This window comes from Acidobacteriota bacterium, assembly GCA_028875575.1.
In the GTDB taxonomy this organism is placed as follows: Bacteria; Acidobacteriota; Terriglobia; order Versatilivoradales; family Versatilivoraceae; genus Versatilivorator.
Genome location: JAPPDF010000082.1, coordinates 34,640 through 53,549, shown reverse-complemented (window position 1 = coordinate 53,549; position 18,910 = coordinate 34,640). Strand labels below are relative to the sequence as shown.

11 protein-coding genes and 1 tRNA gene are annotated in these 18,910 nt (G+C 61.0%); 2 read left to right on the top strand and 10 right to left on the bottom strand.

Features of this window, described 5'->3' with window-relative positions; genetic code table 11:
- Nucleotides 1–115: 115 nt before the first annotated feature.
- From OXI69_12975 to OXI69_12930, 10 genes are all read right to left on the bottom strand, one after another.
- Nucleotides 116–2,623 carry an SDR family oxidoreductase gene (locus OXI69_12975; protein MDE2667054.1) on the bottom strand — a complete coding sequence of 836 codons (2,508 nt, stop codon included), beginning with the start codon at nt 2,621–2,623 and terminating at the stop codon, nt 116–118.
- 39 nt (nt 2,624–2,662) lie between these two features.
- Nucleotides 2,663–4,435 (bottom strand): B12-binding domain-containing radical SAM protein, encoded by a 1,773-nt coding sequence (locus OXI69_12970; GenBank protein ID MDE2667053.1) that lies wholly within the window; start codon nt 4,433–4,435, stop codon nt 2,663–2,665.
- A gap of 41 nt (nt 4,436–4,476) precedes the next feature.
- Complete coding sequence (locus OXI69_12965; GenBank protein MDE2667052.1) at nt 4,477–6,219, bottom strand: B12-binding domain-containing radical SAM protein; 1,743 nt, start codon at nt 6,217–6,219, stop codon at nt 4,477–4,479.
- Nucleotides 6,220–6,240: 21 nt separating this feature from the next.
- Nucleotides 6,241–13,308, bottom strand: a complete 7,068-nt coding sequence (locus OXI69_12960) for an SDR family NAD(P)-dependent oxidoreductase (GenBank protein ID MDE2667051.1) — start codon at nt 13,306–13,308, stop codon at nt 6,241–6,243.
- A gap of 214 nt (nt 13,309–13,522) precedes the next feature.
- A complete protein-coding gene (locus OXI69_12955) occupies nt 13,523–13,798 on the bottom strand; it encodes a hypothetical protein (protein ID MDE2667050.1) in 276 nt (91 codons plus the stop codon).
- On the bottom strand, nt 13,795–14,082 hold the full coding sequence (locus tag OXI69_12950; GenBank protein ID MDE2667049.1) for a BrnT family toxin: 288 nt from the start codon (nt 14,080–14,082) through the stop codon (nt 13,795–13,797). Before OXI69_12950 ends, OXI69_12955 begins: the two co-directional genes overlap by 4 nt.
- A gap of 472 nt (nt 14,083–14,554) precedes the next feature.
- Nucleotides 14,555–14,890, bottom strand: a complete 336-nt coding sequence (locus OXI69_12945) for a type II toxin-antitoxin system PemK/MazF family toxin (GenBank protein ID MDE2667048.1) — start codon at nt 14,888–14,890, stop codon at nt 14,555–14,557.
- Nucleotides 14,880–15,104 (bottom strand): AbrB/MazE/SpoVT family DNA-binding domain-containing protein, encoded by a 225-nt coding sequence (locus OXI69_12940; protein MDE2667047.1) that lies wholly within the window; start codon nt 15,102–15,104, stop codon nt 14,880–14,882. The genes OXI69_12945 and OXI69_12940 overlap by 11 nt, the downstream gene beginning before the upstream one ends.
- A gap of 73 nt (nt 15,105–15,177) precedes the next feature.
- A tRNA-Ser gene (locus OXI69_12935) sits at nt 15,178–15,267 on the bottom strand.
- 145 nt (nt 15,268–15,412) lie between these two features.
- Nucleotides 15,413–16,444: a peptidylprolyl isomerase gene (locus tag OXI69_12930; protein ID MDE2667046.1), complete on the bottom strand. Its 1,032-nt coding sequence runs from the start codon at nt 16,442–16,444 to the stop codon at nt 15,413–15,415.
- Between the two features lie 229 nt (nt 16,445–16,673).
- Here OXI69_12930 and OXI69_12925 point away from each other — a divergent pair, with 229 nt between their 5' ends.
- Together OXI69_12925 and OXI69_12920 are read left to right on the top strand one after the other, a co-directional pair.
- Nucleotides 16,674–17,570, top strand: coding sequence for a glycosyltransferase family 9 protein (locus OXI69_12925; protein MDE2667045.1), 897 nt, complete (start codon nt 16,674–16,676; stop codon nt 17,568–17,570).
- Between the two features lie 15 nt (nt 17,571–17,585).
- Complete coding sequence (locus tag OXI69_12920) at nt 17,586–18,875, top strand: hypothetical protein (protein ID MDE2667044.1); 1,290 nt, start codon at nt 17,586–17,588, stop codon at nt 18,873–18,875.
- Nucleotides 18,876–18,910 lie beyond the last annotated feature (35 nt).

Below are 18,910 nucleotides of genomic sequence, written 5' to 3'. Positions count from 1 at the left end.
TCCCCCCTTGAGGGGGAGTCGCAGAAGCCGAGCCGAATGGCGAAGGCTGATGCGGTGGGGGGTCGACGCCGGGCTGCCAGGGCGCGGCGGGCGGTCACCTCAGGGCTCCGCAGCGCTACTGGCCGGATCGCCGAATACCCCGTCGCGAAAGAAACTCCCGATAGCCCGAGAAGGCAGCGTTGACGTCCTCTTGGGTCAGCCCGTAGTTCTTTAGATCGTAGCGATGCCGCCGCTCTTTACGGCGCCGCTCCGCCTGCCGGAACAACCAATCATCCATCGCGTGAATAGCCGACCGCTTGAGCGGCCAGTTGAATCGCTCATAGATTCTGTGGACAACCGCCAGCGGATCTTCCACCAGATCAACGTAGTTCACGTCCATCCAACGGTGCTCCTGTTCGGGGTGAGTCTCCCGGAAAGGCACGGCCTTATCCATCATGCCGCTCATGAAAGCCAGTTGCTCGGCGCCAAGTTCATGGGCCGGACGAGGCTCGGAGTCAATGGAGCGCACCCGCGCGACCAAGCTGTTCCAGGATCCCATGAACTTCTCCGGTTCGCGATGGGTCTGGATGAACAAGGCATCCGGATATGTCTCGATCAGGCTCTCCAATTCCAGAAGATGAAAGGGCATCTTGAACAGCCACTGCCCCCGGAATTCGGGTTGGCGAATACGCCGTTGCCAGGAGAAATGTCGAATGACACGACGATGGAAGGCGTAGGCATTGCCAAATCCACATCCGGCCAACCAACGTCCGAATGCCGGCACATGGAATCGAACGGTTGAGACCCATGCGGCAAAAGCCATCCTGAAGATCGGAAAATCCTCCTCGGGCTCATCGATATTGAAGTCGTGAACTCCCTCGAAGGCCTTCACGATCTCCGATGCCTTCAGCATTTCCTCGGTCCGATCCCGGCGGGGGTCGTTGAGCGTACCTGCCACGGTGGCATATTCAGGCACCGAGAGGACCGGGTCGCCCAGCTCATGGAGTCGCAGCACCCAAAACCGTTTGTCGCGGGACATGAGGCGATGCAGGTAGGTGGTGCCGGTGCGATTGATCCCGACGATAAAGACTGGAGACGTAACCGGCTCCTGTCCGATTTCCGGGTATTGACACCATTCGCGGGCCAAGTCGGCTCTGCTGCGAAGCAACCGGGAAATATCGTAGATGACGGTGCCGAGCTTGTCGTCCAACACTCTTGATTCCGGCGCCTTTATCGCCTGAACCATCTGGCGCAGACCGCTTCGTACCCATTCGGGATAAGCCTCTTCAAAGGCCACGCCCGCGCGCTCGGCGTAGGTCTCAGCCCGGCCGACCAGGCAGTCGAAGTCCAGGCGGCTTTGTGGCACAGGATGCGGCCACTGCTGCCGGTGACGCCGCGTCCAAACGCTGTAGCTCTTGGCCATGGTGATCAGTCCCGGCCATCTGACAGGTGTCGGACAGTCCTCTCGCAGGGCACGGTCGCAGACGGGCAGCGATGTTGTCGACTTGCTGTCGCTGAACCAGTAGGGCGCAAAGTGATCGACCAGGGCCCAGTGTCCCTGCAGCGGCGAGTCCTCGCCACGCCCTTGGCAGGCGCGCTTGAACGACCCGTATGAGACCTCCGGCCAATACAATCCGAAGTCGGCAGGCTCAAGTTCGTGGAGAGACAGCTGAGGGTTGCAGCAGTGGTAGATCGTGAATCGTCGCCGTGGGTTCAACGAAATGGCCGTAACGATTTCACTCAGGGTATCGACGGCCTCATTACTGTGCTGAATCGTGAATCCAGGTGGCATCATTTCGACGTCGACGACCGACGAAAAAATACGCACGGTGATGTCGTTCGCCTGGGCAAATCCCGTACTGGCCTGACCGATTCGCGGCAACCGGAAAATCGCCACCGGCAGGCCTGCACGCTGGGCATGCAGCAGGCTCTGCTCGGCCACGAGCTTGCTCCATGGATAGCCCAGCAGTCCCAACGGGAAAATCCTTTTCATGTCGGCAAGGTCCGGCTGCATCTGGTCCTCGATGCGGCTGCCGGCGAACTCTCTTGCGAAGGCACAGAAGTACTGAGGAAAGACGCCCATGGTCGAAGCGTAGAACAGGTGCTTGGTGCGTGTGCGCAGGCACAATTCCAGGACGCTGCGAACGCCGAAAGTATTGATCTTTCGGATGGCGGCGTAGGGCGAAGCCAGGGTCAGATCGGCGGCAAGATGGTAGACGGCGTCGATCCGATGACACAGGGAATCGAAACCCGCTTCGCTCAGCCCGAATCGCGCTTCTGTCATGTCGCCGATCACCACGCGGATGCGCGGCGCCAGAGACTCTTCCCAGATTTCAGCCTGCTTCAGGGCTTCCCTCAAGCGCTGGAGTCCATGTTCGATGTTGTCGGCCCGGATAAGGCAGTGCACCACCAGATCGGATTTTTGACGCAACAGCTCACGCAGGAAGAAACGGCCAATGAATCCCGTGGCACCGGTCAGCAGGACCTCTCGAAAATGAGCTGGCGAGACAGGATCGGACCGCGATCCCTGGCTGGTCGCTGTATGAACGAATCGACGCAGACCATCGAGATCTCTCTGGCATTGCGGTGGCAGCGCACCGGCCAGCGGAGCCACGGTTCCGCTGTCGGTGGATCTTTCGGGCATGATCTCGTTCCTTCGATCCTGTAGGTAGGGGGCAGTCCTTTACACCGCCGCCGAGTGGGTGAGCTGATTCGACGGGGAGTTCAACGCGATTCGGAACGACTCCAAAGCCGGCTCGATTCCATCGCCGTGATAGCGAAAGTCATCTGGAATCGATTTGCAACGGGCCTGGGCTCGCGCCAATACCTCCTGCCTCCGAGGTCCCGCTGTCTCCACTTCCTGAACCGAACGCGAAACCGTTTCCCTGAACATGTCCAATTCTGCCAACAGAAACGCCTTGAAGTCGTGTATTGCCGTCTGCTGACGGGTGATCTTTTCGAAGTGGAAGCCCAGGGCAGCCAGGCGAATCGCCTCCGGGAGCATGCGGGGATGGTTTCTGGAAACTTTGGCGATGAACTTGGTAAAGGCCGGCACCTGCTGGGAGGAGAGTTGCCGACGTACGGACATGATGGCCAGATAGAGCGTGTTGCTGCCCACCGGCTTCAGCAAGTGCGGAATGGGGCGAAGATGTTCCAGTAACGTCAAGCAGCGCTGGAAGTACTTCTCGAGGGTCGGGTCGTAGATGGTGGTGATGACGCGCCGGTACCCCTCCATCAATGTCTCGACATCCATCTCCGGCTTGAAGTTGAGGGAGACATTGACGCTGGTCAGGTTCAGGACTCCCTCGGTGCTGGTTCCAACGGAATCTTCCAGGAGCCGGTTCTCCCTTTTCAGACGTTCCCACAGATTCGTGTCTTTCAGGGCGGTAAGCAACCCGACCATGGCCATGGGAATGCCGACTTCCTGAATAAAGTCGATCTGGGCATCGAACGCGCCCTCGTCATCATCATCCAGGCCCAGGATGAATCCGCCATCGACTCGCATCCCTTTCTGTTGAATCTTGCGAACGGAACTGAAGAGGTAATTCTCTTCCCGCTTGCTGACGTTCTGGGGTTTCTTCATTTTGCGCAAAGCCTTGGGATTCGGCGTCTCAATACCCAGAAACACGGAATCGAAGCCGGCTTCAACCATGCCGTCCATCAACTCATCCATGCGGGCCAGATTGACACTGGCCTCGGTGAACAGGGAAAACGGATAGCCACGATCCCTTTGCCATGCGGCAATCTCAGGCACCAACTTCATCGCCTCTTGCTTGTTGCCGATGAAGTTGTCGTCAACCAGAAAAACATGGCTCCGCCAGCCCAGTCGATACAGCAATTCAAACTCGTCCAGCATCTGATCGGGTGCCTTGGTGCGGGGCACGCGGCCATAGAGCTTGGTGATGTCACAGAACTCACAGTCGAAGGGGCATCCCCTCGAGAACTGCACGGACATTGAGTAGTATGCGTGCAGGTTGATGAGGTCGAAGCGTGGGACCGGGGTCCGGGTCACATCCGGCTTTCGGGGCTCGCGATAGATGGCTTTGGCGGTGCCGTTTTCAAGGTCGCGCAGAAAATCGTCGAAGGTCTCTTCGACCTCATCCAGTATGAAATGGTCTACGCCTGCGATCTCTTCATGGTAGGTGGTGGGATAGGGGCCTCCGGCCACCACGGGGACACCGGCCCGGTTGCATCGCTCGATAAGGCTCTGCAGGGATTCCCGTTGTACGATCATGGTCGAGGTAAACACCAGATCCGCCCACTCCAGATCCCGCTCTTCCACGGGAGTCACGTTCATGTCCACGACACGGAGGTCGTATTTTGACGGGAACATGGCGGCTACGGTGAGCAGACCCAGCGGTGGAAAGGCCGCCTTGATGCCGAAAATCTCCAGCGCAAAATTCACTCCCCAGTAGGAGGGAGGATACTCGGGATACACCAGAAGCGCGTTCGGCATGGAACCGATCTCCTCGGACAGTGCAAATCCGGGGCGGCATTCTACATTGAGGCCGAGTGGGTGAGTTGGTCCGCCTGAGTATCCACAGCGACTCGGAAGAACTCCAAAGCAGGCTCGATTCCGTCGCCCGGGTAGCGAAAGTCTGCGGGAATCGATTGGTTGCGCGCCTGGACTCGCCCGAACAGTTCCTGCCTCCGGGTTCTGATTTCCACCGCGCCGGGAACGGAATGGGAAACCGTTTCCTTGAAGGTTGCCAACTCGCCCGTCAAATACGCCTTGAAGTCGTGGATCGCCATCTGTTGACGGGTAGCCTTTTCAAAATGGTAGCCCAGGGCGGCCAGGCGAATCGCCTCCGGGAGCATGCGGGGATGGTCCCTGGTGACGTTGGCCATAAACCGCATGTAGGCCGGGACTTGCTCGGTGGAAAGCTGCCGGCGCAAGCCCATCATGTTCGCATAAAGCGCGATCTTGCTCTGCGGTTTATGCAAGTGCGGAACGGGTGTTACCTGTTCGAACAACGTCAGGCAACGCTCGAAGTAATTCTCCAGTGTCGGGTCGTAGACAGTGGCGGTCACGCGCCGGTAACCCTCGATCAACGCCTCGGGATCCATCTCCGGCACGAAGTTGAGGGCCGTCGAAGTCGTCCCGATGGAGACGTCCAATAGCCGGTTTTCCGCCTGCAGCCGCTGATACAGATCCGTTCCCTTCAGGGCCGTCAACAGACCGATCAAGGCCATCGGGATTCCGGCCTCCTGGATGAAATCGATCTGGGCGTCGAACACGCTCTGGTCGTCCTCATCCAGGCCCAGGATGAATCCCCCCATGACCTGCATCCCCTTCTGCTGGATCTTGCGGACGGAATGGAGGAGGTAGTTCTCATCCCGCCGGTTGACGTTCTGTGGCTTCTTCATCTTGACCAGGGCCTTGGGATTAGGCGTTTCAATACCCACGAACACGGAATTGAAGCCGGCTTCGATCATGATGTCCATCAGTCGATCCATGCGGGCCAGGTTCATGCTCGCTTCGGTGAACAGGGAGAAGGGATAGCCACGGGCCTTCTGCCATTTGGCGATCACCGGCAGCAGCTCCATCGCATCTCGCTTGTTGCCGATGAAGTTGTCGTCAACCAGGAAAAGACGGCCTCGCCAGCCCAGTTGATATAACGCCTCAAACTCATCCACCATCTGATCCGGCGACTTGGTGCGGGGCACACGGCCGTAGAGCTTGGTGATGTCACAGAACTCGCAGTCGAACGGACATCCCCGCGAGAACTGGACGCACATTGAGTGGTAGCTCTTCATATCGAGAAGATCGAACCGTGGAACCGGCGTCCGAGTCACATCCGGTTTTTGCGGTTCACGATAGATTGGCTTGGCCCTGCCGTTTTCCAGGTCGCGCAGGAAATCGCCAAAGGTTTCCTCGACCTCATCCAGCACAAAATGATCTACGCCTTCTATCTCGTCGTGAAATGAGGTGGGATAGGGCCCTCCGGCCACCACGGTAATGCCGGCCCGGTTGCTCCGCTCGATGACCGTTCGCAGGGATTCTCTTTGAACAATCATGGTGGAAGTAAACACCAGGTCCGCCCACTCCAGGTCCGACTCTTCCAAGGGAGCCACATTCATATCCACGACGCGCAGTTCGTATTCCGGCGGAAACATCGAGGCGACGGTGAGCAGGCCCAGAGGCGGAAAAGCCGACTTGATGCCCAGCATATCCAGGGCATAATTCGCCCCCCAATAGGAAGGAGGGTTTTCGGGATAAACCAACAGAGCGTTAGGCATGGCGAGGTTCTCCTCTGCCACTCATCCGGCGTGCGTGTCGGCCGAGGCTCGCACAATCCCGGTTTCCAAACGGCGGCCGTTCGGAAAGTGGTCCTCGCGCGCGTTGGCAAAAGCCGACGGCGCCCGGCGAAGGTGCCGCTGGACAGTATGCGTAGCGTCCTCGGTGTCAACCCTGTCCGTTTCGGCCTGGTCCTGCTCAACATCAGCCGTCCCATGGACGATCGCCTGTGCCAGAGACAGCGAGGAAGCTGTCGTCATCAACTCGAGCGCGCTCACCTGGTAGTTGAACTGCGTCTGGATAAACGTCCCAAGTTCGGCAACCGAGATGGAGGTGAGCCCGAAGCTGGACAACGGTTCCTCGACGCCTCCCTCTTCGTGGCCGCAGAGTTCGGCGACCTTTTCGGCGATCTGCGCTACGACGCCCTCGACTGTCAACTGGCTGCTCGCTTCACCCTCGAAGGCATCCTGGTTGTTCATCAAGCGCCCGGCCCTCATATAGTCCGGAGCATTGAAAGTCCACGGCGGCCGGGTGAAGAAGATGGTCATCAGATGGTCCCGGTCGCCGGCCGAACGCAAGGCGTAATCGAGGTTGCCTATGGCGGAATCGCTGCTGACCGGTGGCGTACCGACAGCCCTCATCATTCGCAACAGGTGAAGATTGCGAGCGGCCATTCCGACCTCGGCCACGGCTGCCAGGCTGTAGGACAGACCCGGCAGGCCCTGCAGCTTCCTCCAGGCAACCAGTCCGTCCACGAACGCGTTGGCGGCGCTGTAGTTGATCTGCCCGAAGTTGCCGAAGGTGGAGGAGATCGAAGAGAAAAGGACAAAGTGATCCAGCGGATGGCCGGCGGTGGCCCGGTGCAGATGCAGCGCGCCACGAGCCTTGGGCGCGAATACTCGGGTCACGGATTCACCGGAGGTGTCGGCCAGCAGCCGGTCGTCCAGCATTCCGGCGAGATGAAAGACCCCCTTCAGGGGTTTCTGCAGTTGGGCCACACAGCGCCGAACGTCCGCTTCAACGGCCACGTCGCCCGAAACAATGTCGATTTCGACATCCTGATTCATGTTGATCAGCGTAGTCGACCTGCGAATCCACTCGACGCTCCGGCGTCGCTCAGGATCCCGGTCCATCAAAGTGAGATGGCGAGCTCCCGAGGCTACCAGGTAGGGCAACAATCGAAGCCCGAAGCCACCCAAACCCCCGGTCACCAGATAGGTGGCATCCGGGTCGAGAAACGGCCGCGCGTCGGCAATCGGGAATTCGGGTCCGGAAAGAGATCGGGGGGCCTGAAGGACCAGTTTCCCCTGGTGTTGGCCCGTCGTCATCAAACGCAGGGCCTTGGCGTAGTCCTGGTAAGGAAACACGGTCACCGGCAACGGCGACAACGCTCCTTGATCGAGCAAGTCCAGGCAAGCTTGAGAAAGATGGCGCGAAAGGTCCGGGTCGTCGATCATCATGCGGTCCACATCGATGGCCGCGAAGCGCAGGTTCTTGCGGAAGACACGAAGGCTGAGATCGCTGTCGGCATAGATATCGATCTTGCCGATCTCGCAATGCCACCCCCCCGGGCGCAGGGCCTGCAGACACAACTGAATGTGGTGGCCTGCCAGGGAATTCAGCACGACGTCGACGCCCTCACCGCCGGTCGCCGCCATCAGATCGTCGTACCAGTCGAAGCTGTGGGAGTCAAAAGCCCCTCGCACTCCCATCGCCAGCAAGCGTTCGCGTTTGCTCCGGCTGCCGGCGGTAGCATAGATTTCCGCCCCCACGTGTCTGGCCAAGGCGATCGCAGCCTGCCCGACACCCCCCATAGCCGAATGAACAAGAACGCGCTGACCCTGGCTCAGACGGGCCAGGTGAATCAGGGAATAGTAGGCGGTGACGTATACCGACAACGAGGATGCGGCTTCCTCCATGCTCAGACTGGCAGGCTTGGCGAAAACGTGGTGTTGGTTGACGATGACGCGATTGGCGATGCACCCGCCCTGTATGAACGCGACCTCATCACCCACGCGGCAATGATGCACTTCCGGTCCGACGCGGCGGACGATCCCGCTTCCCTCCATCCCGACTTCACGGCCCATCGCCGAACGCTCATAGGCCAGGGCCGGCAACAACCCCAGCGCAACCATGACGTCGCGGAAGTTGAGCCCGGTGGCCGCCACCTCGATCTCCACATCCGACGGCCCGGGCAGCGGCAACTGGTAGGTCTTCATCTGCAGACCGACAATCTGGCCGGGGTTGTCCAGGGTGAGCCGGTAGGTGGGCTGCGCGCGGCCCGGCACTCCTGAAAAACGTTCACGAATGCTGACGATCCGCGGCACCCACAGGCGGCGCTGCCGGATCGCCAACTCTCGCTCGCGCAAATCGGTCCGAGCAAGCCGGGCCAACGTCTTCAGGTCGCCGGAATCACCCAGGTCCACGAGACGAAAGTCGATTCTTGCTTCCTCACCAACCTCGGCAGCCATACTGCGAACCGCTCCCCACGGCCCACTCCCTCGCGGATCTCCAACGTCGTGCACGGCCCTGTGGGTCACGACCGTCATGCGGCAGGGGCGACTTGCGTGCTCGATCCGGTAGGAAACCAGGGCTTGCACGAACGCGATTAGCCGCCACACGACCTGCTCGCCCGTTTCGTCTTCCGAGTCCGGCTCGCAGAAGAAGTCAATGGCCTGCAGATCGGCTGCCTGCGGCCACCGGTCAAGCGTGTGGAGTCTGCTCGAGGCAAGGGATTCATCGGAGATCCGGTGAATTGGCTGGGACGAATCCAGGAGCGAGACCCACTCTGCGGCCCGGCCTTCCCGGCCTCCCACTACCCACCGTGGACTCGGCAACTCCCCGATGTCATGGCCGTCGTCGTTGGACTGGGGCGCCTGCAGCAGGGTTGTGCGTCGTCCGGAGCGCAAGGTGGCCCAACCGGCGCCAGGAGCGATGACCTCGCCCTCGCCGTGAGAGATCAGCGCCAGGCCGCCGGGCACCGCCAGACGACGGGCCAGTACCCAATTCTCCGGGCCAAGCGCCCTGCCATCCGCATGCAGGAAAAGGATCTCGGCGGCACCCGGGCGCAGCAGGCCCCTATCCAGAACCGGCTCTGAGGCGGGATCGTGATAATCGAATCGAAGGGCGGCGTCGTGGTGGTGAAATGCCTCGTAGTGGCCCCGGGCGATCTCCTCCCGGTCGCTGATGAGCCAGAACTCGGTCTGTGCGTCGCCAGCCGAAAGGTACTCGACACATTGATGGAGGATCGTCCGATCCGCTTCTCGACAACCCGCCAATTCGATCACGTGGCAGTTGTAGCGCTCGCCCCGCTCGGGCTCCTCCAGAGCGGCAATCAACCCGGCCGGCTCGATCTCGCCGTCGGGCAATCGATCTGCCAGCGGTTGTCCCGCGGGAACGAACTTCGGTTGCCAGGACAGTACGTGCTTGTTGTGCGGCAGGTCGTTCCACCTCGGATTGGAGTTGAAGGAGCAGTACTGGCCGATGTGGGCGCAAAGCAACCCGGTCTCTCCATCGTAGAAACTGATACTGCCCAGGGAAATTTCTCCCAGCGGAATCGTAAATTGACCCCTTTCGTCCGTTCCCGACAAGTCGTTGATCCCTCCCGCCACATGACAGGTGATCCGGGGGGATGTCGGGGGACGAACGAAGGTCAGATGCCGGGCTCGCTGCGGAATGGCAAACAAATCGGATTTCCGCATGAGATAGTGCAGAAAGATTTGCAGGCCGCCGTCCATCAAGGCGGGGAACAGGACGAAGCCTTCCTCCTGGCCACTGCTCCACAACTCCTCATCCACCGCCACATCGAACCGGAATACCCTGGCGGCGACGTCCGCCTCGACTCCCTGAATCGTCTGGAAGGCAGGACCATAGTGAAAGGCGTGGCCGAGGATTGCCTCAGCATGCTCGTAGAAGCTCTCCCCACTCATCAGGCGAACGAGATCGCAGTCCGACGTGTCGACATCCGAAAGACGCTCCGCCACGCCAGGCACCCCGGGGTCGCCGGTTCGGTGCACCCTGCCGCGACAGTGGAGCACGTTTTCCGCTTCGACGTCGTAAGCCCGTGAAGAAATGGTGAAAGTATATTCGCCGGGAGCATTGGCCACGGGATGGAGCGCTGTCTGCAAGCGCACAGCCGTTTTGGGAATGGGGCAGGGCTGAAGAAATTCGATCTCTTCGAAATGAGCCGGGACGCCTTTGAGCGCCTGCAGAACCAATTCAATGTAACCGGCTGCCGGCATGATCGGGGCATGATGGACGCGATGGTCCGTCAGCCAGGGGAAGTCCCTCTCTGAAAGCCGTGCTTCAAACAGCAGATGGTCGGAAGGAATCCTGTGTCCGACCAAAGGACCGTGGGAGTACTCGCCCTGCCGGACGAACATCTCGTTGTCGCACATGAGATCCATCGCCGTCTGCTCTTCTCTGGGATGACCGGGAAGCAGGTGAGCTACGGGTTTCGGGCGCGGATACTGAGCGGCGAAATCCAGGCTGACTCCAGCCTCAAAAAGGGCGCCCAGGGCTTCCAGGAAGCCTCGGCAGACATCGGAATTCCGCATGAGCGTCGGAACGCAGACCGGCGCCTGCAACTTGCCCTCCGAGCACTGCACGATGGTGGGTTGCAGGGCACTGTGCGGCGCGATTTCCAGCACTACCTGGGGTCGGAATTCTGTTTGTATGCTTTCCATCGCCGCCCTGAACAGAACCGGCTGGCGAATATTCGACCACCAGTAGGGACTGTCCAACCGATCCATCCTCCCACCTGTCACCGAAGAGACGAACGGCACCTCGGCGTCGAAGGCACACTCGTCGAGGAAGGACATGGCCGCCAGCACCTTGTCCTTGATCGGGTTCATGGCGGTGGAATGGAAGGCGATGTTGCCCGGCAGCAACCGATTCTGCAGGCGGCGGCGGTCCAACTCCTCCATAATGGGCCTCAATGCGGCCTCTTTCCCGCAGATGACCGTGCTGGCCGGAGCGTTCTCGCAGGCGATCTCCACCCGGGTCGGACCTTCTCCCTCGGCCCGAAGCGGAACAGACAAGGCTTCGAGCAGTTCTTCCAGGCCCGGCCGGTCCAGTCCCACCGCCAGCATGCGGCCGGTACCGGCTGTCGCCTGTTGCAGTGTGGCGCGATGGAAGACCAGGCGGGTTGCGTCCTCCAGCGAAAGCGCCCCGCAGGCGTAGGCAGCGGCGACCTCGCCGGAACTGTGGCCGACCACGCAGTACGGATAGACCCCCCAGGTCTTGAGCAGTTCCACCAGTGCGCACTGGATCATGAATATTACGGGCTGAGCCAGTTGGACCTCATTGAGTTCCTCTTGGGTGGCGGAGAAACAGGCCTCGCGCAACGACATGTCCGAGTGTTCCCGCCAGTGGGTGTCGATGGCGTCGATGGCCCGGCGAAAAACGGGATCGGCGTTGTAGAGGCCGCGGCCGCAACCCGCCCACTGAGTTCCCTGTCCGGAAAACACCATGGCCACACGCCGCTCCCCCTCCTCGACCATGGAAACCGATGAGGATTCCGGCGCAAAGGCGTCCAACGCCTCGACCAACTCCCGCCGGCTGCGTACTGCGAAGGCCTTGCGGGCGGCGAAATGAGTGCGGCGACGGCTGAGATTTCCAGCCAGTGTATAGAGATCGACCTCTTGCTCGGACAGCGTTTCCCGGAGCTGCTGAGCGCTCCGAGCCAGTGTGCCCGACGTCCGTGCCGAGAGCGGAATCATGAACCCGGCCTCCGGAGCCAGCGGCACCGACCACCGCCGTGACTGTTCCGGACGGTATTCACGCACGACACAATGTCCGTTGGCGCCCCCGAATCCGAATGAGTTGATTCCCACCGTGACGGGACGTTCCGGAAATGGCTCGCAGTTGGTCTGCACCTGCATGGGACAACTGTCGAAGTCGATTTCCGGATTGGGTGCGACGAAATTCTTGGAGTTGGGAGCGAAGGTGCGCCGCTGCATCATCAGGATGACCTTGAACAGGGCGCAATGGAACGCCGCTGCCTCCATATGCCCCACGTTGCTCTTGACGCTGGCGATTCGCAGCGGAACCTCTCGATCGAACCCGCGGAAGGCTTCGGTGATGGCGTTCCCTTCAATACGGTCACCCACCACCGTGCCGGTCGCATGAGCCTCGATATAGTCGACGTCTCCCATCGACCGACCCGCACGTCCAAAGGCCGTGCGCATCAATTCCACCTGTGCGTGCCGGGTGGGGGCGGTGATATAGCGCCCTTGAGCCAGTCCGTCACTTCCGTCGGCCCCGCCGGCGGCATTTAGAGCGGTCGCCTCCACCACGGCGTAAATGTGGTCGCCGTCCCTTTCGGCTGCTGCCAGGGGCTTGATGGCAAAGACGAACGCCCCTTCCGAGCGCATGTAGCCGTTGGCTTCGGCGTCGAAGGAGTGGCATTTGCCGTCCGGACTGATCACGCCCAGAGCGTTGAAGGCAATGCTTAGCCGGGCTCCGCCCAGATAGTTGACCGAGCCGACCAGGGCCTGTTCGCAATCGCCGCAGCGAATTGCGTTCAGCGCCGAGTGCAAAGCGGTCAGGCTGGCGGAACAGGCGGTGCAATAGGTGGCGGAAGGTCCCATCAAATTGAAGTGGAAGGAAATGCGGTTGGCCAGCATGGCCAGACTGATGCTCGTAACGGAAAACTCATCGACTCCGCGCATCGGTCGCCAGTTCGCCACCGACGGGACCTGCCCGCCAACGAAGACGCCGGTGGCGCTATTGCGCAATGAGTGCAAATCCCAGCCGGTCCGCTCGATGCTCTCCCAGGCGCAGGACATCAGCATCCGCAACTGCGGATCGGTTGCCATCATCTCGTTATGCGACATTCCGAAGAGGCTGCGATCGAAGAGCCTTTCCTCATCCTGGCGGATCAATCCCTCGTAGGGGCTGGCGATCCGCCCGGGGCCAGAGAATCCGCCAATCGGCCGGTAGCCTCGGCCATAACGGTCGGTAACGGGCTCCTGCACGATTTCTCGTTCACTGAGCAGACGCCAGAAATCGTCGTCGGTCCGGATCCCTCCCGGCATCCGGTAGGCATATCCGACGATGGCAACGGCGTTATCGGAATCGGCGGAATTCATGGCTGCGCACGGACCTCCATATTCCATCTCAGGTGCTGCAATCCCCTCCGGTTGATCCCGACAGGTGACAGGTAGCCACCCGCGGTCACCCTGCCCTTTCCCGTCGATACACGGTTATATTACCGCACCAATGACAGACAATCCAATCTGGACGATGGCCTGCTCCAGGGTTCTTTCCGGCGTCAATCTGCAGCTCCCATGCCGGGATTCCGGCCTATCTCTTTTCCGTCAGCCGGCCGGACAGGTACTTGTGGATGACGCTGGACAAAAGTGTCTGATAGGGGATCCCTTCTTCCCTGGCCCTTGAGTGAGCAAGGTTGAAGTCACGCTCAGTTACGCGCAAATTCACTCGCCTGGTTTTATTAAAGGTATTGCGAGCAGACCGGCGGGCTATCTCAATTTCGCGTTCAGCATCGGGAGTGGAGCGCAACTCTCCCCTTTCGAACTGATTCAGAATGTCACGTTCTTCCACACTCATTGGGTCTTTCACTTTGGTTGCCTCCTCCGATAGTCTCTCATCGCCTTCCGGCTGGGAATAATCGTCCTCAGAAAGCGAGTGCCGTCGGTCTGAATCACAAAAGGCACGAGGTAGATGTACTCGTCGATCTCCACAACGTAGATCAACTGTCCCGGGTAGCGGTCCTGGTTGGGATGCTCCACCACGTCCACCAAGCCACCCTGCTCCATGACGGATACGACGATCTCGAATGAGATTCCCCGCTGTTGGATGAGTAGCTGGTTCTTCTCTACGCTCCAGTCAAAGCCGACGTCCATACGTCATTTATTACACATTGTGTGCATTATAGCAACAGACTCCCGAGCCGCTCCAGCAGCCACGGTGTCGAGCGGATTGCCATGCCGGCCTTGAGGTGCTGAACTGATTCAAGCTACGGGGGAGAGCTGTTGCCGGTCCGCACCGCTAGCAGCGCGGTTAGTGTCAGCGCTGGGGACGTTGTTGAATTGCTGGAATAACTTGCAAGGAGCATATTAGGAGAGGTTGTTGAATCAAAGCAATTCAGTAGTGGCTGATCGAAATTATTCCAGTAATTCAACAACGTCCCCTATGCACCAGGAGCTTCTCGGCGAGCACGTTTTCGATGTGGGCTTTATTGAGGGGAATACTCACCGACTACGACCGGAGGATCTTGTCCCGGACCTAGCCCGTGATTGGATCTGAAAGAGGAGCAATCCACACCGGGCAACGCTCGAATAGACAGATAAACTCGCCGGCGATGGAGGGGTTTTGTCAGTTGCCTGCCAGAACTTGTCCCAGTGCTTTATTCACTTCTTCGCCATCCTCTTTCGACAACCTCCCGACCTTGCGAACAATCAGAGCGTCGTCGAGGGTAAAAAGCTTGAAACGGACCTTGCAGGGAACGTTGAGGCCAGCTTCCCGCCATCCCTGGATCGCCACGTCACTGGGCCAGTCGTTCCCGGTCGACGTGATCATGGCCAGGACAAACTGATCATGAGCCCGATTGAAGTTTGACGATGAGACGATCAATGCCGGCCGGCGCTTGCTGGTCCGGCGATCCGTGAATGGGAAAGGGACAACGACCACATCGAGCAAATCAAAGGTCACGCCACGCTTCCTCGTCTTCGGGCGAAATCCATTCGCTCAGAACTTCGGAGAGGCCTTGCAGATACTCGTCCTGCCCCGGCGTCACCTTGCGCACCACCAAGCGATCGCCGTCCATTTCGAAAGAGATCACGTCGCCCTCGACCAGGTTGGCAGCCTCACGGATGTTTTTGGGGATCGTCGTCTGCCCACGTGCGGTGATTTTGGCCAATTCCATATGCTTACTTCACTGAAAATCTGATCTTACAGATAGTAAGATATAACAGAGATGAACGCAATCACACTGGAATTGGCGGAGGCGGTAGGATTCGAACCCACGGTACCCGTCAAGGTACAACGGTTTTCAAGACCGCCGCAATCGACCACTCTGCCACGCCTCCGCGATAGGACACCATTTTAGCCCGCATTCTTGGGGTGGTCGCCGGAAATATCCGGAAAGAGATTGACCTTTAGGGTCTTACCGGCCCTGATTGAGGGGAGCCAAGGGGAGTTGCAGCGGATGGGCAGCGCCGCCGGCCACCAAGACTACTGGCTGTCCAGGAGCTTCTCGGCGAGCACGTTTCTGATCTGGGCGTCGTTGCGGATGACTTCCAGGTAGGCTGTCTTCAGCAGGGTTTCCTTGCGGTTGAAGATGGTCTGGCGAACATCCGCCTGGACCTGCGGTTCGCTCAGTTCATGCTGCCCGCCGCGCTCCTTGGCCAGGAGCTTGACCAGGTGGTAGCCGTAGCCGATGCGGATGGGCCGGGGAAAGACCTGTTCCACCCTGAGGCTCTGGACCGTTTTCTTGAGCTCGGGGCTGACCGTCTCCATCTGCTGCTCGGTGACGAATCCCAGGTCTCCGCCCCGAGGGGCGGACTCGGCGTCCTCGGAGTACTCCACCGCCAGGCGGGCAAAATCCTCGCCGTTCAGCAGGCGCCGCATCAGGATCTGGGCCTTTTTTTGGGCCTCGAGGGGAGTGGTGGCGTCGTCGCCGCGGGTATTGTTGATGCCGGACTCCTTGGCGTCCGTAATCAGAATATGGGCGAGACGCCAACCCTTGGGCAGGTTGTAGTTGGACTTGTTCTCTTCGAAATGCTGCTCGATCTCGGCTTCGGTCACCGAGATCTTGGAGGTGATCTCCTTGTTGTAGAGCTTCTCGATGGTGGCGCCCTTGCGCAGGGTCTGCTTGAACTCCTCCTCGGTGACCCCCTGCTCCTTGAGGAATTCCTGAAACTTTTCCTCGGTGTAGTTCTTCTTGAAGTCGGTAAACCGGGTGCTGACCTCGGCGTCGCTGGCGGTCAGATCGTCGGCGGCAGCCCGCTGCATGAGGATCTCATCGTTGATGAGCTGGCTCAGGATGTTGAGCTTGAAGGTGGGAGCCTCCTCGGGCGACGGCGCCCGGGGGCTCTGCCGGAGTTGAGCGTCGAAGCGCTTGTTGACCTCGGAGATCTTGATTTCCGCTTCGTTGACGATGGCCGCGGTGTCGGAACTCACCTTGGGTCCCGAGCTGCAGCCGCCTCCGATCAGCAATAGCGCCGCCAGAGCCGATGCACCGTTTTGCTTGAAGGCAAACATCATGGGATTTCGGATTACACGGATTGACGGGGCATCGCCGGGGCGGCTCGGCGGGGACTGCGTCATTGGAAACCAGGCACCGGCTCTTCTTGTCCGCCCATTGCCGGCGACCAGCCGCGGAATCGGGCGGCACTTCAACTAGCCTAGCACCCCCTCCAGCCAGTGACAACACTGTTCTTTACGGCTGTGCTCGGCCATAATGGATGGCTGATCCGGCAGGAAGGATCGGGCCTTGCATCTCCTTTCGATCATCCCCGGCGCCATCGGCGACTTCATCCTGACGCTTCCCGCGGTGGCCTGGCTGCAGTCCCACCTGCGCCCGGACCGGATGGAACTGTGGGTGGCCCGCGGCAATCTGCCGCTTGCCCGATCGCTCGGCTACGCCGACACCGCCGAGGCCCTGCAGGACACCGGCATCGAGAGCTATCCGCCCAGGCAGGAGTGCCTGAGGCGCATGCGGACCTTTGACAGGATCATCTCTTGGTGGGGGAGCGGCAATCCGGAATTCGTGGACCGCATCCGGGCCATCCACCCCCGGGTCGACTTTCTCGGGGCGCTGCCCCGCGAGTCCGGCCTCCACATGATCGAATTCAGGCGGGCTCAACTGGAGCGGATCTTCGGCTCCACCCCGGGGTTCTCAGCCACTCCCCGGATCCATTGGACCCGGGAGGAGGATCGATTCGCCCAGCGCTTTTGGGCCGCACGTCCCGGAAACTCCGGAGTCGCAGTCCATCCGGGCGCCAGCGGCCCAGGCAAGCGATGGCCAACCCGTCACTTCGCCGAGGTGGGGCGAAGCCTGTCCCGCGATCCGAGCTGCCGCCTTCTGTTGCTGGAAGGGCCGCTGGACGGTGAGACGGTGAAGGAAGTTCGAGCCGGCCTGGCCGAGCACTCGGCCCGCTGGGAAACGGTGAGCATCGAGAACCTGAGCCGCCTGGCCGCCGTGCTGAGCCGCTGCCGGCTCTTCATCGGCAACGACAGCGGGATCACCCACCTGGCAGCCGCCCTGGGCATCCGCACCATCGCCCTCTTTCTGGATACCGACCCCCGGATCTGGGCTCCCCGGGGCCCTCGGGTCGAGCTCCTGCGCCGGCCCGGCGTCGAGCAGGTGCTGTCGATCATCCGGCATTGAGCCCCGAGGCCCGCCGTGTCCCAACCTCCCGCATCCGGCCGTCTGCCTCCCCTGGCGGTAATTGCCGACGATCTGACCGGCTCCTGCGACACCGCCGCCCAGTTCTGCCGATACGGCATGCGGGTGGCCATGACCGGCCTCTCCGCCCCCGACCTTGGACCCGACCTCGATCTGCTGGTGGTCAATACGGCTTCGCGAGGGCTGCCGGTCGAACGGTCCCGGCAAGTGGCCGCCCGCTCGTGCAGGTCGCTGCTGAGACTCGGCTGCCGCCCGGTCTACAAGAAGATCGACTCAACCCTCAAGGGGCCCTGGTGCCAGGAAGTGGCCGCCGTCATGGCCGTGGTACGGCCCGATCTGGCCATTGTAGCTCCCGCCTTCCCGGCCTGGGGGCGGACCAGCCGCGGAGGAAGGTTGCTGCTGGACAGCCGCCCTCCCCCGCCTCGACCCGCCCGGGGCGCCGGGCCTTCAGGGATCGACAGCGGGGACCTTCTGGGCCGACTGCGGGCCGAGTTCGGCTCTCAGGTCGAACTGCTGCGCCGCGACCTGCTGCGCCGGCCCCCGGCGGTGGTCGAGAAGCACATCCAGACGGCCCGCCGCAAGGGCCATCGGGTGCTGCTGTTCGATATCGAGTCCGACAGCGAACTGGAGCGGCTGGCCCTGGTCGGACGCCGTCTGGACGAAGCCGTCCTGTGGGTGGGCTCGGCCGGATTGGCCCGGTTTCTTCCCCTGAGCTGGGGGCGGTCTCCTGGCCGCATGGCCCCGTCCGGCCCGCAAGTCCAGGGGCCCGTGCTCCTGATTTGCGGCAGCCTCAACCCGGTCAACAAAGCCCAACTGGAACAGCTCGGCCGGCGGGGTCTGGCCACCGTCATCACCCTCTGGGACGAAGATACCAATTCCCCGCTCCGCGCGGATAGCAAGCTGAAACCGGCACTGGAGGCACTGGCGCACAAGCAATCGGCGGCCTTGTGCCTGCGCCTGGGGCAGCGAATCCGCTCCCGCAGCCACCTGCAGCGGTTGCAGCAGGCGCTGCAATCGGCCGCCGGTCGGCTGCTCGACACGGGGGCGCTGGGGGCGACAATCCTGGTGGGAGGAGATACGGCGCTGAAGGTCTACGAGCAGTGCGACGCCAAGGGCATCCGCGTTCAGGGGGACGTGGAACCCGGCATCCCCTGGGGCCGATGGATCGGAGGCCGTCTGGACGGGCTGCCGCTGGTGACCAAGGCCGGAGGCTTCGGAAACCCGGAAACTCTCTGCGACATCGCCCACTTCCTGACCGGGGGGCCTGCCACCGAGGATGTGCTATGATCCTCGGTTCCGCCAGACTACGCCCCGGCAACGGC